We start from the raw sequence: 21,065 nt of genomic DNA on the forward strand, positions 1-21,065 counted from the left end.
AAGGCTATAAGCTAACATACTCATAGTCTTATTTATTTAAATTTTTAAGCCAATTGCCTAACTTTTTTTGCAGTTTTAATTACTTTTTTACCACTTAGTATATCTCCAGTAGGACATATATTTGCACATAAATGACATCCCTCACATTTATCTTCAATAAGCTGTGGTTTTCTAGATTCATAGTTCCATTTTATAGCTTGATGTCCTCCATCAAAACAAGATATATAACATCTTCCACATCCAACACAATTGTGATCTCTAAATTCAGGATAAATTATATAATCCCTTTCAAGTTCATCTGCATTCACTACATTTTTAACTGCCAATCCCACTAAATCTTTTACTTTTTCAAATTTTTTATCTTCCATATAATAGGACAATCCACTTATCAAATCCTTTATTATTCTATATCCATATTGCATAACAGCTGTAGTAATTTGAATATTGGATGCTCCTAGCAGTAAAAATTCTACTGCATCTTCCCAAGTTTCTATTCCACCTATTCCACTTATAGGAATTTCTTTTAGTTTTTCACTCTTAGCCAAGTCACTTATAAATCTAAGAGCTATAGGCTTGATTGCCTTTCCTGAATATCCAGATACAGCTGACTTACCATTTATTATTGGATAAGGTGAGAACTTATCTAAATCAACCCTAGTTATACTTTTTACAGTGTTTATAGCAGCTATTCCATCTGCGCCGCCGTGTATTGAAGCTTCTGCAGGGATTACCATATTCCCTATATTGGGAGTCATCTTGGCAAGTACAGGAAGTGAAGTTCCTCTTCTTACAGCTTTGCAGTATTTCTCTACAAGTTCAGGATTTTGACCTACATCTGACCCCATGGATTCTTCCGCCATCTGGGGACATGAAAAGTTACATTCAATTATATCTGCACCTGCCTTTGTAACTAACTCCGCCAGCTTAGTCCACTGCTGTTCATTTTCTCCCATAATGGATGCAACAATAACTTTATCTTTAAATTCTCTCTTCAATTTACTTATACATTCTAGATTATATTCTAAAGGATGCTCTGATATCTGCTCCAAATTTTTAAATCCTATAAAAGGAGTATTCTCTTTGCCTATTGCATCAAACCTAGGAGATACCTCATCTGCAACATAAAAGCCTATAGTCTTAAATACCACACCAGCCCAGCCCATGTTTAGAGCTTTAGCGCACATTTCAAAGTTATTGCTAATTACAGAAGAGGACAAGAAAAATGGATTTTCGCACTTTATACCACAAAACTCTATAGAAAGGTCCCTCATTTTAAATTACCTCCTCCACTTTTAAGCTCTCTTCATGAAGAAATTTGTGTATCATCCTTATCTTTATGGGTCTATCTATTTTTCCCCTTATGCAATTTCTTTGACAATACATCTTATTATTGCATGCAAGACCACATTCACCAGATTTATATAAGTCATCAATAAACTTATGACAGGCTCCTTTATAATTCTTAAATCTTAGAGACATTATAATATCTGCTGCATTTTTTCCTCCCGGGCATGCTTTGCTGCAAGGTGGATCATAACATAAAAGACATCTAGAAACTTCTTCTGTTATCTGACTAAATCTCATATCATTTTTCTTGTCCATATTAAGTCCTCCTATTAAGGCATTTGAAAGAAAATGCCTAATTACCTCTTTATCTTTCTCTTTAAGAATTTTCCCCAACCAGGTTTTCCTACAAATTCTCCATCTTTAAATACAAGCTTTCCTCTTGATAAAGTCATAACTGGATATCCTTTCAATTTAACTCCTTCCCATATGGTATAATCTACATCAGAATGCATATTATCCTTTGAAATTGTAAATTCCTTTTTAGGATCATAGATTACAATATCAGCATCTTTTCCTATTACAATACTACCCTTTTGATTATCACATCCAAATATTTTTGCAGGGTTTGCACTGCAAACTTCTACTGCCTTGTTAAAGGAAATCCTTCCTTTATTTGCTTCACTTAACATATATGGATACATATTTTCTATGCCCATACATCCATTTGGTATCTTTGTAAAATCATCTTTTCCCCAATCTTTTTCAGAACTTTGAAATGGACAATGATCTGTAGCTATAGTAGAAATATCACCTGTTTTTATACCTTTCCATAGGGCATCTAAACTTTCTTTTCCTTTCATAGGTGGAGAGCATACAAAATTTCTTCCGTCTTCTCTCTTGTAAACTTCACTTGTAAAATATAAATATTGAGGACAAGTTTCTGCATATATTTCATAACCTTCATCTTTCGCCTTCTTTACTTCTTCCATACCTTCCTTGTTTGCAAGATGTACTATATAAAGGGGAGCATTTAGTGACTTTGCCCAGTGTATTGCCCTCTTATCCGCTTCTGCCTCTACAAATTCAGGTCTTGACATATAGTGATACCAGGCAGAAGTTTTACCTTCTTTCAGATATTTCTCAGTTCTTATGTCTATTAAATCCGGGTTTTCTGCATGCACTGAAATAAGTGCTCCTGTTTCTTTAGATTTTTCAAGCACCTGGCAAAGCACTCCGTCATCTGCCATAAGCCCTTCTTTTTTATATACCATATACACTTTAAAGCTGGGCAGTCCATAATCTACTGCAGCTTGAAATTCATCTAAAATTTCTGGTCTTAAATCAGATATTACTACGTGAAAAGCATAATCAACACAAGCTTGTGGTGCACAGATCTCATCTCTTTCTCTCGCCGTTTGAATTATGCCGTGACCTTTCTGCTGCAGTGCAAAATCAAAAACTGTAGTTGTACCTCCACAGGCAGCAGCTCTCGTACCTGCCTCATAACTATCTGCAGATATGGTGCCCCCAAAGGGCATTTCAAGATGTGTATGTGCATCTATTGCCCCCGGTAATACATATTTTCCTTCTGCATCTATTATATCTTCTCCACTATCCTCAATTTCTTTTCCTATGGCTGCAATTTTTCCATTCTTTATGCCTATATCTGCTTTATAAGTGTCTTTAGCCGTTATTATAACTCCATTTTTTATAATCAAATCCATAATTTATCACCTCATAAAATAATCTAAAAGCTTTGTTCTTCAAATTCTTCAGGCTGGCTATTAATTTTGCCTGAATCTTTAGATCCTGCACTTAATAAATAATAAACAATAAATGAAACTCCAAAACCTACAAACCAAGCATAATTTACTATTCCACTTAAGCTAGGGACTATTTTACCTATAAGAGCTGCAAAAATTCCTAAAACAAGTGCAATAATTGCCTTTGGATTAAACCCTTTCTTATAGGTATACAATCCTTCTTTAAGATACAGATCTTTAAGATTTACTTTGGTCTTTTTTATAAGCCAGTAATCACATATGATTATTGCAGCTACAGGTCCAAGTATTCCAGAATAAGTGTCAAGCCATGTATACACGTATCCGCTAGGATCTGCTAAAAGCTTCCATGGCATTATTAGTATTCCTATAATGCCTGTAATAAGCCCTCCCATTTTAAAACTTATATGTTTCGGTGCTACATTTGAAAAATCATTTGCTGGTGAAACAATGTTTGCGGCAATATTAACAGAAAGAGAAGCAACTACTATACCAAAGAAACCTATTAACATTGCAAAAGGATTTGAAAATTTCGATATTATATCTACTGGACTCCACATGCTTTTTCCAAATATTACTGCAGTAGCAGAAGTTATTATTATACCCATAGCAGAAAATACTGTCATAGTTATAGGAAGTCCTAAAGATTGTCCTATTAGCTGTTCCTTTTGCCCTTTTGCATATCTTGTGAAATCTGGTATGTTCAGAGACAGTGTTGCCCAAAATCCTACCATACTGGTAAGTGAAGCAGGAAATACTTTCATAAAATCACTCATGGTATGCAATTTGCCTGGTGAACTTAAAAGTGGTCCAAAGCCGTGAGCAGATTTAATTGCCCAAGCCATCAAAACAAAAGCTAAAACCATAACTAGTGGAGCTGCCCAGTTTTCAAATCTTTTCAGCTGCTCCATACCTTTAAATATAACAAACATCTCAAGGCCCCAGAATATCATAAATGTTATACCAGACGGCAAACTAAGTCCTGCTATTTGAAAACTTCCCCCAAGAGTTTTCCATCCTGGAATTACAGCTGAAAACAATACATTTAATGCACTTCCACCTATATAGGTATTTATTCCAAACCACCCGCAGGCAACAACTGCCCTTAAAATTGCAGGTATATTTGCACCAAATACTCCAAAGGATAGCCTTGAAAATACCGGAAAGTTAATTCCATATTTAGTTCCAGGATGGGCGTTCAATAAAATTGGTACTAAAACTATCAGGTTTCCAAGAGTAATTGTAAATAGTGCTTGTTTCCAGTTCATGCCCAACGATATCAAGCTTCCTGCTAGCATATAGGTAGGTATACAGTGAGCCATTCCAATCCAGAGAGCAGTGAAATTATAGGTATTCCAGGTTCTTTCCTTAACCGGAACTGGCGCGTTATCGCCATTGTACAGTTTACTTTCCGTAACAGTTGTATCGGATTGATCTAATTCATATATTTCTTTTTCTACTGGCTGTTCCATATAGATCCCCTCTTTCTTTTAATAGACTTATAATCAAATTTACATCTTATCGATGTCTAGTATAGTTTGAAGCAGTACATTGGCACCTTTTACACAATTATCAAGAGGAGTTTTTTCTATTTCACAATGGCTGTGTCCTCCAATACTTGGAACAAATATCATAGTTACAGGAAGCATATCAGCTGCAAATTGAGAATCATGTCCAGGACCACTGTACATTCTCATATTGGGATATCCATAAAGATTTGCATTTTTTTCAACCAGATTTACTAATTCTTTATTGAAGCTGACAGTTTTACGTGCCCACAATTCCTCATAGCTAACTTTACAGCCTGCGAGTTCAGATGGAATGTTCTTAATTATATCAACTACCTGCTGTACTACTTTTGGATCTTGATGTCTTGCATCCAAAGTAAATTTAACGTCATCTGGTATAATTGTATGAACATTTGGTGAGCAGTTAATTCTTCCAGTAGTATAGACTAACTTGCCATCAAGTTTATCTAGTTCCTTGTGAAGATATAAAATGGCTTCAGATGCTGCCAAAAGAGCATCTTTTCTTAATTTCTGTGGAACAGTTCCTGCATGTCCAGCTTGACCTATAAATTCGAATTCATAGTTAACCATTCCAACAACGCCCTCTACAACTCCAATATCCTTTTTGGCGGCTTCAAGTACTGGTCCCTGTTCAATATGCAGTTCTAAAAGAGCCATATAATCTTTAGGATTTATTCTATTTTTTTCATCACCCTTATATCCACTTGCATCCAGAGCTTCACCAAAAGTTACGCCTTCCGGGTCCTTTGATGCCAGCATCTTTTCTTTATCAAATTTACCAGTAACAACACCAGATGACATCATAGCAGGATCAAAACGTGCTCCTTCTTCGTTAGTCCATATCATAACTGTAATTGGATGGCGGTGAGGAATGTTTTCCCTAACTATAGTTTCAGCTGCTTCCATTGCAGTCATTACTCCTAAAATTCCATCATAATTTCCTCCTTGTACTACTGAATCACAATGAGACCCCATTGCAATATGAGACAGGTCCTCCAATCCTTTGAAAGTAGCATACATATTTCCCATATCATCTGTTACAATATATGCACCTAGTGATTTCATTCTCTTTGTAAACTCTGCTCTTGCTTGAAGGGCTGCTTCTGATAGGGATAACCTTGTTATTCCACCGTGTCCTGTAGCACCAAATTTACTAAAAGTAGCAATTTTATTTTCCATTCTTTCTTTATCACAGCTAATTTTTTTCATATCTTTTACTTCCATAATCAATATCTCCTTTACATTTTTTCAAATTGATTTATAATATAATTGGTTAATTAATTTTAAGTGTCCTATTCTTCCACAAAAGGGACGCTTATTTTTTTAATGTTTTTACAAATTCATCTATAGAATACATAACCCTATCAAAAATATTCATAGCTTCTTCCATCTCTTTTTTATTTATAATAAGTGGAGGTGCTATCATTAAGCAGCTCTCATGAGAATAAGTTGAAAATCCTTCCTCTTTTAACATTCCAACTATCTTTGACATTATTCCATCTGGATCTTTTCCATAAGGCACTAGAGCTTCTCTAGTTTCTCTATCTTTTACTAGTTCTACTGATGAAAACAATCCTATATATCTGACGTCTCCTACACTCGAATGCTTTTTCTTTATTTCCTCTAATTTTTTTCCTAAAATGACCCCCATCTTCTTAGAATTTTCTATTAGATTTTCTTCATCATATACATCTAATGTTGCGCAGCCTGCAGCACAAGCTAGTGGATGTGCATTGTATGTTAGCCCACACATAAGTACATTATCATCAAAAAACTTTGCTATTTTCTCACTTACAATTACTCCTCCAAGAGGTACATATCCACAAGTAATTCCTTTTGCAAATGTGATAATATCTGGTTTTACATCCCAGTTATTGCAGGCAAACCATTCTCCAGTTCTTCCCCATCCAGCCATAACTTCATCACAAACCATAACTATTCCAAATTCATCACATAGCTTCCTTATTCCTTGGAGATAACCTTCAGGTGGTATGATTACACCATTGCTGCCAGTTACACTTTCAACAACAATAGCTGCTACTTTATCCGTACCCTCGTATATAAGCTGCTCTCTAAGTTTGCTTAAATAAAATTTTGAAGCTTCTTTTTCACTTTCAAATCTTATTTTTTCTCTGTAAATATAAGGATCAAAGAACTTTACAAATCCAGGTATTCCAGGTTCACAAGTATATCTTCTTGGCTCTCCGCTTAAATTTGCAGCTCCAAAACTTGCTCCATGGTAAGAACGATATCTCGAAAATATCTTAAATCTTCCAGTAACCATCTTAGCTATTTTTATAGCATTTTCATTGGAGTCTGATCCACCTAATGTAAAGAATACTTTAGCCATATTATCTGGTGCCTTTTCTATTACCCTAGCAGCCAATTTTGCCCTTACATCTACAGCATAGGAAGGTCCCATAAATGGCATCTTATCTGCCTGCCTTTTTATAGCCTCTATTATCTTTTTATTTCCATGTCCTACATTTACATTAACTAATTGAGAGGACATATCAAAATACTTTTTCCCATCACTGTCCCAAAAATAAATTCCTTCAGCCTTTGTAATTACAAGGGGTTTTAGATTTTTCTGTGCACTCCAGGAATGCAAGTTGTACTTTTTATCATACTCTCTAATTTGATCAACATCTAAATCTAACTCAGTATCTTCTAAAACTTCCATTTAAATTCCTCCTTAATATATCTTTTCATATATTTCTACTAACTGCTCTACCGTAGGTTTTCTCGGATTAAGAGCTGTAGTTTTACTTTCCATAGCATCTTCTGCCATCTTTCTAAAATTGTCTTTGTCTACACCAACTTCTTTAAGTGATACTGGAAGTCCTGTTTCCAAGAAAATGGACTTTATAGTATCCACTGCAATCAAGCTTGCTTCTCTTACAGATTTTCCTCCTACATTTTCTCCCATAGCTTCCGCTATAACTTTAAATCTTTCAGCACAAGAAGCTCTATTAAACTTCATAACCTCCGTAAGCAAAATTGCATTTGCCATTCCATGGGGAACTTTATAATAAGCTCCTAAAGGTCTTGACATTGAATGAACAAGTGCTGTAGATGCATTGCTAAAAGCAAGTCCTGCATACATCTGTCCAAGCAGCATTTTTTCCCTAGCTTCAATATCACCTTTAAGCACTGACCGTGAAATATTACTACTTATAATCTTTATTGCCTTTATTGCAAATGTATCTGACATTGGCTGTGCAGCCTTTGAAATATATGCCTCAATTGCATGAGTGAAAGCATCCATCCCTGTAGCTGCCGTAACCTCAGGCGGCATCATCATAGTCAAAAGTGGGTCTAAAATTGATACTTCAGGTATTATAAAGTTACTTGAAATAAGCATCTTTATCTTTCTTTCAGTATCTGTTATTATAGAAAACTTACTAACTTCACTTCCAGTTCCTGCTGTAGTAGGAACTGCTATAATAGGTATTCCATAAGTTTTAGGCTGAACTTTTTCATAATCTAAAATATCCCCTCCATTTCCTATAACCATACTTATGGCTTTGGCTGCATCCATAGCACTTCCTCCACCTAAGGCAACTATAAAATCTACTTTTTCTTTTTTTCCTGCTTTCACTCCTTCCCTTACAGTAATTACACTAGGATCTGATTCTACTTTATTAAATATAACAGGATCTATTCCCTGATCTTTTAAACTATAGTAAACTTTATCTAATGCACCTGTCTTTTTTGACGAATGTTTTCCTGTAACTATCATTGCCTTATTTCCAAACACCGCTGCTTCACTTCCAATGAAATTTACGGTATCTTTCCCATATATTATTTTCTTGGGACATTGAAAAACTGAATAATCCATAATTCCATCACCTAACCCGTTTAATTTGTAATTTATCAATTTAACTGCTATTTATTTAACTGTTTATTAAATTTAATGTATATAATTTACCATATTTCTAAACTAATTAGTATGTCCACTATGAACAAATATATGGATAAATTTTTGTTCACTATATAGAAATTGCATTTAAATCAATCTTAAAAACACCCCAATTTTTATACAAAGCATAATATTAAAGACAGTTTCATCATCCTTCAAATCACAGTTTAATATTTCCTCTATTCTATTTATCCTATATTTTATAGTATTTCTGTGGATGTACAGCTTTTCTGCAGTTTTACCTAAGTTTCTATTTTCCTTTAAATATGCAATTAACGTTTTTACTAGCACAGAGGAGTTTTTTTCATCATATATTTTAAGTTTAAGTAAATTTTCATCAAATAGTTTTTTCATCTCTGCATTGGTTTCTATATCAAAAAAAAGCCTAAATATACCTAAGCCTTTATACTTTATAACACAATTCTTCTTTCCAAAAATCTTAGATAACTTTAATGCTTTTATTGCCTCTAATATTACGCATTTAAAATCTTTTAGATCACTGCATTCATCTCCTATTCCTATACTTACAGTAATATCACCCATTCTCTTTGATATTTCATTTCGTATAGATTCTGCAATCCTGTCTATATTTTCTACATTGGAACATACCATAAAATAAAATGCATCACTTTGAACTGCATAAAAATATTTTTTGTTATTTTCATCTAAAACGTATTCTACTATATCTTGTACACGGTTTTTTATATTTGATATAATTTCCTCGTCATCTATATTTTTTTTCTTTATATAAGAGCTAAAATTGTCAATATCAACTATTAGGCTGCAATATTTCTTTTCTCTTTTGTATCCATATAAAACTGCCCTATCCAACATTTCCTCATCAATATTTATATCCTCAAAAATCACTTCTCGCATAAAATTGTTCACAGATTCCTTATGCGCATTTCGTGCAAAAATGGCCCTGCAAATAATTTGAGTTACATCTATCAATTTCACCTCGAAAGGTAACTCAAATATAGGAAAACCTGCAGTATTTGCAAAATCTATAACTCCTTTAGGTGTCTCTTTTATATAAGGCCCTATATTTATAACAAGGCCAGATAAATTTCTAGAAATAATGTCTTTAATAAATTTAAGGAGAACTTCTGAATTATTTCCTATTGCTATACCAGTAATAAATAAAAGTTCTCCTCCTTTTACAAAATCACCAACATCAGGTACTTCTATTACATGTGCCCAGGTAATTCCCCTGTCTAAACCGCCCTTTCCAGCTACAACTTTCATTTTTTCAAGTCCTGGCAAATTTAATATATTCCTACAAGTAACAATCATATTTTCTATCCCTCTTTTATAATTTAATGTATATTTGATAAAAATATACTAATATTTTTATTATTTGTTTAAAATATCCTTGTATATAATTATAATATATTAATATTTTTTTGTAAAAGTACAAAAATCAAAATTGAATATTTTTACCTTTAATGCAGAGAATAAGCATAAATTATAAAATAATTTTTTCTAGGAGAGTGATCTTTAATTGTGAAGAAGTTTTTTAATTCTAAAAACACTTCAGATCCTATTTATGTACAAAAGTTATCCGATGATAGATATAATTTGCCCTTAAATAAATCTCTTTCAAATAATTTAAACGTATTGCACGAATTATTTTCAAATTGTGCTGATGTTGTTTACCATAAATTTGTTATACATTCAATGAAATGTTCCTGCGTACTTATTTTTATAAATGGACTTTCAGATATAAGATCAATTAATGAAAGCATATTACCTTCTATCATGAATATTAAAAAGGTTACTGAAAATGATTTAAAATGTGATTATACTGTAGAAATAATTAAAAAATATTTTCTTGAAATTACAAAAATAAGTGAAGTATCAACTATTGGGCAAATTACAAATGCTCTCCTAAATGGAAATACCATACTTTTACTAGATGGTGATGATATCGCTTTAGAAATGGAAACACCCGGTTGGAAGGAAAAAAGCATATCAGGCACAGATGTTGAAAAAGTTATAAGAGGACCAAATGAAGGGTTTACACAAAATATTTCTATCAATATCTCACAACTCAGGAGAAAAATAAAATCTTCAGATTTAAAAGTTGAAGATTTTATAATCGGAAAACAAACTCATACAAAAATAAGCATCACCTATTTACAGGGAATAGTAGATAACAATATTGTTGAAGATGTAAAAAAAAGACTTTCCAAAATAGACATAGATTCTGTTTTAGAAAGTGGCTATATAGAAGAACTGATAGAAGATACTCACTATACCTTATTCCCACAAATTCAGCACAGTGAAAGGCCAGATAGAGTTGCCGCTGGGATTTTAGAAGGCAGGGTAGCACTTTTAGTAGATGGTACTCCTTGTGTTTTAATACTTCCTGCTACTTTAATTCAATTTTTACAAACTAGTGAAGATTATTATGAAAGATATACCACTACCATATTTGTACGCTTTATCAGATTAATTTTCTTCGTAATTTCCCTGCTGCTTCCTGGATGTTTTGTTGCAATTATTTTATATCATAAAGAAATGATTCCTACACCTTTACTTATTACCATTATTGGAGCCTCCCACGGAGTTCCTTTTCCTATTTTTATTGAAGCATTGTTAATGGAAACAGCTTTTGAGACACTTAGAGAAGCAGGTATCCGCCTTCCTTCACCAGCTAATCAAACTGTAGGTATTGTTGGTGCATTGGTTATTGGTGATGCAGCCGTCAGAGCTGGTGTTATTTCACCTATTATGGTTATTGTTATAGCCATTACAGCCATAGCTTCTTTTAGCATTCCATCTTATGATATGGGGTATGCTATTCGTATTTTACGTTTTTCCATGCTGTTCTTAGGAGCATTTTTAGGCTTATATGGAATTCTGTTAGGTATTATTGTACTTCTAATTCACTTATCATCATTAAGTTCCTTCGGTATAAATTATCTTTCTCCACTAGCACCTTTAAATCTAAAGGATTTGAAAGATACTTTAATAAGATTTCCCTGGTCTCATATGAAATGCAGACCTCATTTTGCCAATGCTAATAATTTGTGCCGGCAAAAATCATCCTATGAAAATAAGAAAGACGAGAAAGGATAACAAAATATGAAGTATAAATCAATGTTATTTTACATTTTAATCTTTATATTTTCAATTTCACTTTACGGCTGCAGCACAGATAAAAGTGAACTACACGAAATCAGCCTTGTAGTGGGCATGGGTATTGATAAGATACCTAGTGATAATTCTTTTGCTGTAACATTAGAAATTGTTAACCCAAACAGCACAAAAAACGAAAATAATTCTATTATACAAACAAGCACTGGATATTCTATTTTTGATGCAGTTCAAAACTTTTCAAAAAATAATTCTACCCTGCCCAACTTTTCACATGCTAAAGTAATCATTTTATCAAAAGAATTATGTGAATCGGAATCAGAAGTTTCTGAAGTAATGGATTATTTAAATAGAAATCGTGAAATACGAGGTACTAGTTGGATACTTATTTCAAATAAATCAGCTAAAGAAATCTTAAAAAGTAAAATTTCTAATGAAACTATAATTTCAAATGGCATAAACACTATGATGAGTTTATTTAAAAGGAACGGATCTATTGTACCCATGACCATAAATAACTTTATTATAGAAGCAAAAAAAGAGTCAAATTCAGCCTTTGCTCCTATAATTGATACAGAAAAATCAAAAGATAGTATCACTTCCAAAATTACAGTAGAGAAAATGGCTATTTTCAAAAACAACCGTTTAATAGGAACACTTACAAGTGAGGAATCTAAAAATCTTTTCTGGATGACGGACTATACAAAAGGTCATGCAGATGTATTTCCCCTTAAATCAGCTAAAAATAATACAAACATAACCGCAAATGTTTTTAAACAATCCACTCAAATAATTCCTCACTTAACTGAAGAAGGTTTTAACATGGAAATTCGATGTAAAGGCAGTGCCTTTATTGAGCAGGTAGAAAATATTGATATCAGTCCTGAGGATGTATCTAGATTTCAATACGATATTGAATCTGTACTAAAAGACCAACTAAATAAATTGATAGCAAAGTCACAGAAAAATTTAGATACAGATTTTGTTGGTTTTTCAACAAAAATATATAATAACTATCCAAAGGAATGGCTTAATATAAAAAAAAATTGGGATAAAATATTTCCAAATATAAAATATGAAATTAGTTTTGAAATTAAATTAACTAATATAGGAATAATTAAGGATCCTATTATAAAAAATAAGGAGGAAACAACTAAATGACTGCAATTGTAATTATCTCGGCAATTCTAATAGTACTGTTTGAGGGAATACTTCTAATAAAAAAAAAGATGGGAAAAGAATTGCTATATGCCTCATTTTTGCTTATGATGTCTTTGTTTTTTCAAATTGGTAAAAATTTAGGTATACCAGGTCCTATAGATTTAATAGAAAATTTATTTAAGCCTATTGGCAAAATATTTTTAAATAGGTTATAAATTTTACATTGAGGAGAATAGATATGCGTGAAAAAGAAATTATCACTACAAATCAATTTATATGGATGCTTTTTTGTATCGTCACATCTTTCAGCGGATTACAAGTAATTAGACTGCTAATTTTTCAAGCAAGAAGGAATGCTTGGCTGTCTGTAATTTTAGCCTGGATTTTAGATGTACTCCTTGCTGTTGTCTATGCTTACATGGGCATAAGATTTCCAGGCCAAAATATGGTACAATACAGCATAACTATTTTAGGGAAAAAACTAGGTAAAATTATAGGAATATTGTTTCCTATTTTCTTTTTACTTGTATCTGCTGTACTGCAAAGATCACTGAGTATAATTCTTAATATGGTGTTTTTTCCAAAAACTCCAGTAGAACTACTTCTTATATCCTCTTATCTTGTAATTGCATATGCTGTTTTTAAAGGAATAGAAGTAATAGGAAGAGTATCCGAAATTTTGGGCCCCTTCTTTTTGTTTTCTCTTATTTTATTTTTTTCATTTGCCATACCTGATATAAAGTTAGATAGACTTAAACCTCAGCTGGAAGCTGGCCTATATCCAGCTTTAACAGGTACTCCTCTGATTTTATCCTTTATAGGAATATGTATTATTATGGGAATGTACATTCCTATTTGCAATCATCCAGAAAATGGATTCATTGCAAAATTTACTGCAGTTAGTTTAGGTATTTTGATCATCCTGATGCTAGTTATAAGTACAATAGGAATTTTTAGTTATCCACAGGCCAAAAATATGATAAATATCAGTCTTGAACTCACAAGATTTGTTCATTTAGGTCAGTTTTTTGAACGGGTGGAAGCTATCTGGCTTATGATTGTCATCGGCGCAGCAATTACAGCATCTGGAAGTATGATATGGGCCTTTAGCGTTGGTATATCTCAAGTTGCAGGACTAAGTACATATAAACCTCTTGTATTTCCTGCTGCACTGCTTTCTTTTGTTATTGGTATAACTTCCTTTAATAACAGCCTGGAACTAGTAGATTTTAGTTTTTATTCATACCCCTTTCTGTCTATATTTGTTGGGACAGGATTAGAAATTTTTCTCTTCTTTGCAGCTTTAATCTTAAAGAAGAAAGGCTAGCTTAAATCATCATCTTTATCTACTACATTTTTTACTTTGTTTTTGTATTTACTAAAAAGATACTTTTGAAAAAAATAAAAGATTAAAAAACAAGTTAAAATTAAACATATTCCTATAATAGTGGATATGAAATTATTTACACCTATTTTCTCCATACTTATGCCTCCCCTCTTACAATATATTTCCCAATATTATATATTTCATTAATCTTATAGAGTCTCTAAATAAAAAATCAACTTATACTCCGTATATTTTTTACAACCTTCAGCTCGTTAAATATTTTGATGAGGCTAAGCAAAAAATTTTGAAAAATACTGAGGACTTTTGAAAACTCGTACCTCAAACAGTTCAAAAGTTCTAGATTTTTCAAAAATTTTTCTCTAAGCCTTATATACAAAATATTTAAAAGAGCTTCATTATTGTAAAAATATGCCTACGTATAAGTTGATTTTTTAGTTACAATGCCTATATACAAGGTTTCAAATTGAAATTCAAACTTATACATGAAATTTATCATTATATAATATTGTATAAATTTAAATTTCGTTTAGAAACTTTATATTTAATGCTTCTTTAATTGTTCTTGATAAACTTTTTCTATTTTCTCAATAATACTACATTCATTGAAACTTCTATCATAAATACTAGAGACTTTCATTATCCCCATAATGCTGTTCGTTAAAAAAACACTATCTGCAAACATCAAATCTTCCTTACTGAACTCACCTTCAGTAACATTAAAGTTATTTATTATGAACTTTCTTACTGTACCCTCAAGTAATCCACATTTTTTAGATGGAGTATATATTTTTTTATTCTTTGTAAAAAACACATTAGATACACTTCCCTCCGATAATTTATCCTCTGTATTAAAAAACAACACCTCATTGTATCCCTCATCAATACATTTTTCATGTTCTAATATATTTTCTAAATAATTTAAAGATTTTAAGTATGTAAGCTGAGAAAATTCATTTCTCCTAACAGAACTTATCTTAACTTTAAAACCTCTTTTATACTGTTCCTCAGTATAATTGTTCTTTCTAGTATTGAACAACGTATTTTCCTCTGTAACTACTAACTTCAGCACACAATTATTACACTGAAGCTTGTTAACAGCATCCATAACTTCATCTTCAGTAATTTCTTTATCTATTCCTATAATAGAAAGACCTTTATTTATCCTATATAAATGATTTTCAAGAAAAAGTGGTTCATTGTTTACAAGCATAGTTTCAAAAAGTCCTCTTCCAAAGTAAAAGCCGGTGTCTAAAAAAACTTTATCATCTTCTACCTTCTTACCATTTAAGAGCATCATAACTGCTATTCACCCCTTTATAATACTTTCATCAAAGCTCTAGCCTTATCAAGTGTTTCATCATATTCTGCTTCATCATCAGATTCCCAGGTAATTCCTCCACCAACACCTAAATAAGCTTTTCCATTTTTTATAAGTATAGTTCTAATAACTATATTTAAATCCACATTGCCATCAAAACCTAAATATCCTATGCATCCTGTATAAATATTTCTTCTAGTAGGTTCTAATTTCTCAATTACCTCCATAGACCTGACTTTAGGTGCACCAGTTATAGAACCACCTGGAAAACATGCTTTTATACAATCTATTGCTGTATACTTATCTTTTAATTTTCCTACAACAGTTGATACCAAGTGAAATACTGTACTATATTCCTCTAATTTAAAAAGTTCTGTTACCTTTACAGAATAAGGCTTGCATACCTTGCTTAAATCATTTCTCTCTAAGTCTACAATCATCAATAACTCAGACCTATCTTTTTCACTATCTATAAGTTCTTGTCTGTTTTTTAAATCTTCTTCTTTATTTTTACCTCTAGGTCTTGTCCCTTTAATAGGTCTTGTTTGAACAAGGTTATTTCTTATTTCTAAAAACCTCTCCGGTGAAGAAGATACTATACTAAAATCTTCAACATTCATTAATGCAGCAAATGGTGCTGGATTAATATGCCTTAAATCTTTATATACTTCATAAGGATCTTTTTTTGTCTCGCAGCAAAACCTTTGAGTTAGATTTGTAATATAAATATCCCCATTTCTTATAAACTGTCTGACCTTTTCTACAGTTTCTATATATTCCTCCCTGCCAAAGTTTGATACAAATTTTGTATCACTATCATTTACTTTTCTATATTTAATTTTATGTCCTTTAGATATTTTACTTTTTATTTCATTAATGCTATCTTCTTTTTGCTTTAATATACCTAAAGAAGTAATATAGGTCTTCTTTTTTAAGTTATCTACTATTACTGCATTATCATAAAAATAAAAATAGCAGTCAGGTATTTTTACTTCTTCTATAGTCATAACAGGAAGCTCTTCTATAGTTCTCCCTATATCATAAGAAAAATATCCCATAGCCCCAGCTATATATGGAAGTTCTGTATTATTTTCAATTTTGTACCTTGCAATAAGTTTTTTAAGTTCGTCAAAAGGATCGCCATTAAATTCTTTTTTATTTATAGTACAAATATTATTTTCATATTTAAAAGTAGTAAAAGAGTTTAATCCTATAAAAGAGTATCTGCCTAAATCTTCAGCACCCATGCCGCTATCTAAAATGGTAACTGTTCTGTCTCCCTTAAACAGCGAATAAATATCAAAAGCATCTAATTCTGTTTTTATTTCTTCAATGAAGAACTTCATATAATTCCCCCTTACTAAACATTCTTGCTTCTTCTATAAAATTCTTAAGCATTTCATGTCCGCATTCTGTGAGTTCTGCTTCAGGATGAAATTGTACTCCTTCAACAAGATACTTTTCATGCCTAACGCCCATTATAACTCCATCTGAAGTTTCACAGGTTATATTAAGACACTTAGGAAGTGTTTTCTTTTCTATTACTAATGAATGATATCTTGTAACCTCTACAGGATTTTTGATTTCTTTAAATACTCCTACATTTTTATGATGGACTTTAAATATTTTACCATGTACAGGCTCCTTACCCTTTATTATATTAGCACCAAAGGCATACCCGATACATTGATGTCCAAGGCATATACCTAAAATAGGAATTTTCCCACTAAATCTTCTAATTATATCTACACAAATGCCCGATTGCTCAGGTGACTTAGGTCCTGGAGAAATTATAATTCCCTCTACATGCATTTTTTCCACATCTTCCAATGTTAATTTATCATTTCTACAAATCTTAACCTCTTCATTTAGTTCTTCTAAATACCTTACCAAGTTGTATACAAATGAATCATAATTATCGATCATAAGAAACATGAATTTTCACTCCTCGGCATTAATTTATATTTGTTTTTAACCTTATTCATTTACATTTCGGAACAATTATCTTTACAATTTTCACTAATTCCGCCATAACTCTTTTGGTTAGTTTAATAAGTAATCAGCAGTTCTAATCAATTACCTCCCTTATCAAGTGATTCTTAGGTTCAGGTTAAGTTTGCTTATAAGGAATACCTTTTCTCCATCTAAACCTTAGAAGAACTTATCCAGGCGCGTAGCAGTGCTTATCCCCCCACTTTGAAGAAGCTAGGGGTGTTAGCAATGGTAGCGATCGGATAAAATATTTTTATTATATTTAAAAATAAAAAAGCACATAGCGCATTTAATTTATCCAATGTTATCATCCGCAAACAACTCGCCTGCTTTACAAAAGCTGCAAGTTTTATGCTGTGTATAAAGAACTCTTTGGCTTTAATCCATTAGAGTTCTTATGTACATAGGTTTGCTAAACCCTGGATAAGTTTTATACACTATATGCCTTTATTTTTAAATTCTATTATTAATAAAAGATACTAACTAAAATCTTAAATTTCTATAAGTAAGTATATCACATTTCAATAAATCATATCAATAATGACAAATTCCAATTAGATTACTGCTGTCAATATTAGTTATTATAGGTTAGGAATCTCATTTAATAAGTTTCTCTAAGTATACTGATTCGATAAGTAATTAATTTTATTTTATACATAACTTTTTCTGAATATAAGGCTGTATAATTGGTTATCACTATATAATGGAGGTGATTATATATGACAAACATAAAATATAATAAAACCCCTCATATTAAATTTAAACATTCTAATGATAAATTTAATATGGAAGCCGCAAGGGAATTAGGAATTGATTTCCCTAATTTTAATCAAACAACCTCAAAAATTATATATGCTTATGAGCTTGGATTAAACGATAGGCTCTAATCTTATCTGCACTTAAAAAATCAAAATAAAAGGATGGCGATATTTGTCCATCCTTTTATTCTTATCTTTGAGGGGATATCAATTATATCAATTATGTACTACACTTTATTGTTTTCATTTTTGCTAAGTCTATTTTTCTTAGGACACTTATAATTATATTAGTTATTTGTTACAATTTAATGTCCTATAAATAAAATAACTATTTATTTTTTGAACACTATGTAAACAATATAAGAACTCTTGATAATATTATCCAGTTACTTCTTTTATTTATAGTATAATAATTTGAATTTCGTACATTCTATTATTATAAGGATATCAATGTATTAAAGCTACTAAATGTTTAAGTTTTAGATAAACCAGAATATTCTTTCTTCAATACGTTGATAATTACCTTTATGCTGGGGATGATGAATCCTCAGCATTTAAGTAATTTATGGTTAATTTTGTATAGTAATATTATTTTCTTTCATCTAAAACTTCTTTTAAAGCATTAACTCCATTTATTGCTGAAGGGAAACCTGAATAAACTGTCATAAGCAACATAATTTCTTTTATCTCATCAGCAGTTACCCCAATATTAAGCCCTGCGCCAATATGAAATTTTAATTGTGGTTTGGCATTACCCAAAGCAGTTAATGCAGCAATCGTAGCAATTTTCCTATAATTTTTACTTAGATTATTTCTTGTCATAATATCTGCTTGACCATATACTATAAATTTAACTAGATCCGGTGAAAATAAGTCCAATCCGTTTCTGGAATATATGTCTCCAAAAGAGTATTCAATCATATACTTTACCAAGTCAGGACATATATCACTTAAACTATTTTTTACCTCTTCACCTGCTTTTCCATCAATCTCTTGTAATTTCTTATATCCTCTTTCCAATCTATTTTCCTTTTCCATTGATTTTTTCCTCTATCCCACTATAAATTTGAACTTTTCTTGCAACATAATCTCTTGCTTCGAATAATTTCTCGATTTTTTGTTCTATAAACTCTAAATGTTCTTTCATAATATTTTTTCTTTCCGTAACCGTCTTATCTCCCATATACCTTAACCTAGCATATTCTTTCATCTTATTTATATTCATTCCTGTTGCCCTAAGTCTATTTATCATCTCAAGCCATTTCAAATCCTGTTCACTATAAATTCTCTTTCCTGATGAATTTCTTTTCACATCTATAATTAACCCAATACTTTCATAATATCTAAGGGTATGTGGTTTTAATTTAGTTGATCTTGATACGTCGTTTATTTCCAGCTCCAACATAAAATCCCTCCCAATAACAAAAATCATAGCACTTAAAGTGCACTTTAAGTCAATAACAAAATGAAAACTTTTTTAGAATTCATTACTTCTTTTCCATATAAAAATAGGCGTCCTAAATAACGGACGCTTATTTTTATATACTATGCTTATGCACTGACAACCTTGTTACGACATTTTTTAGCTTCATATAAAGCTTCATCTGCAGTCTTAATAAATTGTTCAATAGATAACATATCAGACGGAATAACAGTACAAATTCCTAAACTAATGGTAATATAATTAGAAATAGAAGAATACATATGCGGAATAGCTAATTGCTCAACCTTTTTTCTCAATTGTTCTGCAAATTCCAGCGCACTTTCTTTTTCCATATGGGTAAGTACAACAGCAAATTCCTCTCCCCCATATCTGGCAACAGTATCTGAGGAACGCCTTGCAGAAGATGAAAGTACCCTTGAAACTTGCCTTAAACAATCATCTCCAGCTTGATGACCATAACTATCATTAAATGCCTTAAAAAAATCAATATCTATCATAATTAATGACAGTGGTATAAAATAGCGTTTGCATCTATCCCATTCTGCTTCTATTGTTTTATCAAATACAAAACGGTTGAAGATACCTGTTAAACTATCAATTTGAGAAAGTTTTTCTAATTTTTGATTTACCCGCTTCAATTCATCGTTTTTTTTCTGTATTATTTTTCTATTATTAAAATCATCTACTTGATTTTTATATCTTATACATGATATCATCCAGGATATTATTAAAAAAGTAGTACTATTAATACAGTTTGCCCACAATATATCACTGGATTTCTGAAAATATGGCAGGAAAAAAAGAAATGGTAAATGGACAATCAAATACATAAGCAATAACGTAATTGGTTTAAAAATCGGAGTTACAGCAATTGCTATAATTGATATGGCATATACAATAATCTGTCCAGAAGATAACTGATCCAATAAAGATATACCTTCACACCAAAATAGTATCATGATTGTAAAAGATACCGAAGCAACATTAATACCCGTTTCATGTTTAGAAATGTTATTTTCTAATTTAACAAATATCAGTAAATACACCACCATTACTAAAATTAGTAAAGTATACATAGTCGCATAATATATATGGGTTCTTGGTGGAAAAATATTTTTCCCTATAGTAAACAAAATTACAAGCTCTGCAGCCTCTATAACAATGAAAGTTACTGCCGTAATTTTTCCCCTAGTTAAATTAATCTCATTAATATTTACAACAAATTCTTCTTTGTGCTTGTCCAGTACTGATGCCAATATAAAACTTCTTATTAATCTGAATATTTTAAAAAACATCTTTTTTCACCTTTATTTGAAAGATTTTTATATCATAAACAGAGTTCTTGGCATCAGATGGAGTTTTTGACTCCACCTGATGCTTATTAACAGGATTCTTAGTGCTTTAGCACTTAGAAGGCGTTATCCTT

Annotated in this window: 20 protein-coding genes; 5 read left to right on the top strand and 15 right to left on the bottom strand. The window is 31.5% G+C overall.

All coding sequences use genetic code 11. The features are described from left to right. Window positions 1-44: 44 nt before the first annotated feature. From preA to CLCOS_RS09185, 8 genes are all read right to left on the bottom strand, one after another. Window positions 45-1,271: an NAD-dependent dihydropyrimidine dehydrogenase subunit PreA gene (preA, locus tag CLCOS_RS09150; protein WP_013240211.1), complete on the bottom strand. Its 1,227-nt coding sequence runs from the start codon at window positions 1,269-1,271 to the stop codon at window positions 45-47. Between the two features lies 1 nt (window position 1,272). Next, window positions 1,273-1,602, bottom strand: coding sequence for a hypothetical protein (locus tag CLCOS_RS09155; RefSeq protein ID WP_063601465.1), 330 nt, complete (start codon window positions 1,600-1,602; stop codon window positions 1,273-1,275). 41 nt (window positions 1,603-1,643) lie between these two features. Next, a complete protein-coding gene (hydA, locus tag CLCOS_RS09160) occupies window positions 1,644-3,011 on the bottom strand; it encodes a dihydropyrimidinase (protein ID WP_063601449.1) in 1,368 nt (455 codons plus the stop codon). Between the two features lie 23 nt (window positions 3,012-3,034). Then, window positions 3,035-4,540 (bottom strand): NCS1 family nucleobase:cation symporter-1, encoded by a 1,506-nt coding sequence (locus tag CLCOS_RS09165; protein WP_063601450.1) that lies wholly within the window; start codon window positions 4,538-4,540, stop codon window positions 3,035-3,037. Window positions 4,541-4,579: 39 nt separating this feature from the next. After that, window positions 4,580-5,806: a Zn-dependent hydrolase gene (locus CLCOS_RS09170; protein WP_063601466.1), complete on the bottom strand. Its 1,227-nt coding sequence runs from the start codon at window positions 5,804-5,806 to the stop codon at window positions 4,580-4,582. 106 nt (window positions 5,807-5,912) lie between these two features. After that, the gene (locus CLCOS_RS09175; RefSeq protein ID WP_063601451.1) at window positions 5,913-7,280 is read right to left on the bottom strand and encodes an aminotransferase class III-fold pyridoxal phosphate-dependent enzyme; all 1,368 of its coding nucleotides are present in this window, start codon (window positions 7,278-7,280) and stop codon (window positions 5,913-5,915) included. A gap of 12 nt (window positions 7,281-7,292) precedes the next feature. Continuing rightward, window positions 7,293-8,438, bottom strand: a complete 1,146-nt coding sequence (locus CLCOS_RS09180; protein ID WP_063601452.1) for an iron-containing alcohol dehydrogenase family protein — start codon at window positions 8,436-8,438, stop codon at window positions 7,293-7,295. A 168-nt stretch (window positions 8,439-8,606) separates the two neighbouring features. Then, the gene (locus CLCOS_RS09185) at window positions 8,607-9,812 is read right to left on the bottom strand and encodes a PucR family transcriptional regulator (RefSeq protein WP_063601453.1); all 1,206 of its coding nucleotides are present in this window, start codon (window positions 9,810-9,812) and stop codon (window positions 8,607-8,609) included. A 210-nt stretch (window positions 9,813-10,022) separates the two neighbouring features. Between CLCOS_RS09185 and CLCOS_RS09190 the strand changes: the two genes are divergently transcribed. Genes CLCOS_RS09190 through CLCOS_RS09205 form a run of 4 tightly spaced genes read left to right on the top strand, consistent with a single transcriptional unit; the run spans window position 10,023 to window position 14,106 of the window. After that, a complete protein-coding gene (locus tag CLCOS_RS09190; protein ID WP_063601454.1) occupies window positions 10,023-11,600 on the top strand; it encodes a spore germination protein in 1,578 nt (525 codons plus the stop codon). Between the two features lie 6 nt (window positions 11,601-11,606). Then, window positions 11,607-12,779 carry a Ger(x)C family spore germination protein gene (locus CLCOS_RS09195; RefSeq protein ID WP_063601455.1) on the top strand — a complete coding sequence of 391 codons (1,173 nt, stop codon included), beginning with the start codon at window positions 11,607-11,609 and terminating at the stop codon, window positions 12,777-12,779. Continuing rightward, on the top strand, window positions 12,776-12,994 hold the full coding sequence (locus CLCOS_RS09200; protein WP_063601456.1) for a hypothetical protein: 219 nt from the start codon (window positions 12,776-12,778) through the stop codon (window positions 12,992-12,994). Before CLCOS_RS09195 ends, CLCOS_RS09200 begins: the two co-directional genes overlap by 4 nt. A 23-nt stretch (window positions 12,995-13,017) precedes the next feature. After that, window positions 13,018-14,106 (top strand): GerAB/ArcD/ProY family transporter, encoded by a 1,089-nt coding sequence (locus tag CLCOS_RS09205; protein WP_063601457.1) that lies wholly within the window; start codon window positions 13,018-13,020, stop codon window positions 14,104-14,106. Here CLCOS_RS09205 and CLCOS_RS22380 read toward each other — a convergent pair. The 4 genes from CLCOS_RS22380 to CLCOS_RS09220 form a co-directional block, all read right to left on the bottom strand. Continuing rightward, window positions 14,103-14,261 carry a hypothetical protein gene (locus CLCOS_RS22380; RefSeq protein ID WP_156496376.1) on the bottom strand — a complete coding sequence of 53 codons (159 nt, stop codon included), beginning with the start codon at window positions 14,259-14,261 and terminating at the stop codon, window positions 14,103-14,105. The two genes, CLCOS_RS09205 and CLCOS_RS22380, sit on opposite strands and share 4 nt — an antisense overlap. 407 nt (window positions 14,262-14,668) lie before the next feature. After that, window positions 14,669-15,424 (bottom strand): aminotransferase class IV, encoded by a 756-nt coding sequence (locus CLCOS_RS09210; RefSeq protein WP_082853564.1) that lies wholly within the window; start codon window positions 15,422-15,424, stop codon window positions 14,669-14,671. A gap of 17 nt (window positions 15,425-15,441) precedes the next feature. Continuing rightward, window positions 15,442-16,791 carry an aminodeoxychorismate synthase component I gene (pabB, locus tag CLCOS_RS09215; RefSeq protein ID WP_063601458.1) on the bottom strand — a complete coding sequence of 450 codons (1,350 nt, stop codon included), beginning with the start codon at window positions 16,789-16,791 and terminating at the stop codon, window positions 15,442-15,444. Next, window positions 16,775-17,380, bottom strand: coding sequence for an anthranilate synthase component II (locus tag CLCOS_RS09220; protein WP_013240226.1), 606 nt, complete (start codon window positions 17,378-17,380; stop codon window positions 16,775-16,777). The genes pabB and CLCOS_RS09220 overlap by 17 nt, the downstream gene beginning before the upstream one ends. Before the next feature lie 776 nt (window positions 17,381-18,156). On the opposite strand from CLCOS_RS09220, the gene CLCOS_RS22385 reads away from it, so the two are divergent. After that, window positions 18,157-18,324 (top strand): hypothetical protein, encoded by a 168-nt coding sequence (locus tag CLCOS_RS22385; protein ID WP_023162269.1) that lies wholly within the window; start codon window positions 18,157-18,159, stop codon window positions 18,322-18,324. 459 nt (window positions 18,325-18,783) lie between these two features. Here CLCOS_RS22385 and CLCOS_RS09225 read toward each other — a convergent pair whose 3' ends face one another. From CLCOS_RS09225 to CLCOS_RS09235, 3 genes are all read right to left on the bottom strand, one after another. Continuing rightward, window positions 18,784-19,233 (bottom strand): carboxymuconolactone decarboxylase family protein, encoded by a 450-nt coding sequence (locus CLCOS_RS09225; RefSeq protein ID WP_013240227.1) that lies wholly within the window; start codon window positions 19,231-19,233, stop codon window positions 18,784-18,786. After that, window positions 19,217-19,600 (bottom strand): MerR family transcriptional regulator, encoded by a 384-nt coding sequence (locus CLCOS_RS09230; RefSeq protein WP_013240228.1) that lies wholly within the window; start codon window positions 19,598-19,600, stop codon window positions 19,217-19,219. The genes CLCOS_RS09225 and CLCOS_RS09230 overlap by 17 nt, the downstream gene beginning before the upstream one ends. A gap of 146 nt (window positions 19,601-19,746) precedes the next feature. Beyond that, window positions 19,747-20,934, bottom strand: coding sequence for a GGDEF domain-containing protein (locus CLCOS_RS09235; RefSeq protein WP_013240229.1), 1,188 nt, complete (start codon window positions 20,932-20,934; stop codon window positions 19,747-19,749). Window positions 20,935-21,065: the final 131 nt, after the last annotated feature.

It is taken from the genome of Clostridium coskatii, assembly GCF_001675205.1.
GTDB lineage: Bacteria > Bacillota > Clostridia > Clostridiales > Clostridiaceae > Clostridium_B > Clostridium_B ljungdahlii.

Bases quoted from the DNA above. Each gene is read 5' to 3' on its own strand.
- hydA (WP_063601449.1), bottom strand. From the start codon at position 3,011: ATGGATTTGATTATAAAAAATGGAGTTATAATAACGGCTAAAGACACT.
- CLCOS_RS22385 (WP_023162269.1), top strand. From the start codon at position 18,157: ATGACAAACATAAAATATAATAAAACCCCTCATATTAAATTTAAACAT.
- preA (WP_013240211.1), bottom strand. From the start codon at position 1,271: ATGAGGGACCTTTCTATAGAGTTTTGTGGTATAAAGTGCGAAAATCCA.
- CLCOS_RS09205 (WP_063601457.1), top strand. From the start codon at position 13,018: ATGCGTGAAAAAGAAATTATCACTACAAATCAATTTATATGGATGCTT.
- CLCOS_RS09185 (WP_063601453.1), bottom strand. From the start codon at position 9,812: ATGATTGTTACTTGTAGGAATATATTAAATTTGCCAGGACTTGAAAAA.
- CLCOS_RS09175 (WP_063601451.1), bottom strand. From the start codon at position 7,280: ATGGAAGTTTTAGAAGATACTGAGTTAGATTTAGATGTTGATCAAATT.
- CLCOS_RS09155 (WP_063601465.1), bottom strand. From the start codon at position 1,602: ATGGACAAGAAAAATGATATGAGATTTAGTCAGATAACAGAAGAAGTT.
- CLCOS_RS09225 (WP_013240227.1), bottom strand. From the start codon at position 19,233: ATGGAAAAGGAAAATAGATTGGAAAGAGGATATAAGAAATTACAAGAG.
- CLCOS_RS09170 (WP_063601466.1), bottom strand. From the start codon at position 5,806: ATGAAAAAAATTAGCTGTGATAAAGAAAGAATGGAAAATAAAATTGCT.
- CLCOS_RS09165 (WP_063601450.1), bottom strand. From the start codon at position 4,540: ATGGAACAGCCAGTAGAAAAAGAAATATATGAATTAGATCAATCCGAT.
- CLCOS_RS09220 (WP_013240226.1), bottom strand. From the start codon at position 17,380: ATGTTTCTTATGATCGATAATTATGATTCATTTGTATACAACTTGGTA.
- CLCOS_RS22380 (WP_156496376.1), bottom strand. From the start codon at position 14,261: ATGGAGAAAATAGGTGTAAATAATTTCATATCCACTATTATAGGAATA.
- pabB (WP_063601458.1), bottom strand. From the start codon at position 16,791: ATGAAGTTCTTCATTGAAGAAATAAAAACAGAATTAGATGCTTTTGAT.
- CLCOS_RS09200 (WP_063601456.1), top strand. From the start codon at position 12,776: ATGACTGCAATTGTAATTATCTCGGCAATTCTAATAGTACTGTTTGAG.
- CLCOS_RS09235 (WP_013240229.1), bottom strand. From the start codon at position 20,934: ATGTTTTTTAAAATATTCAGATTAATAAGAAGTTTTATATTGGCATCA.
- CLCOS_RS09195 (WP_063601455.1), top strand. From the start codon at position 11,607: ATGAAGTATAAATCAATGTTATTTTACATTTTAATCTTTATATTTTCA.
- CLCOS_RS09210 (WP_082853564.1), bottom strand. From the start codon at position 15,424: ATGATGCTCTTAAATGGTAAGAAGGTAGAAGATGATAAAGTTTTTTTA.
- CLCOS_RS09230 (WP_013240228.1), bottom strand. From the start codon at position 19,600: ATGTTGGAGCTGGAAATAAACGACGTATCAAGATCAACTAAATTAAAA.
- CLCOS_RS09180 (WP_063601452.1), bottom strand. From the start codon at position 8,438: ATGGATTATTCAGTTTTTCAATGTCCCAAGAAAATAATATATGGGAAA.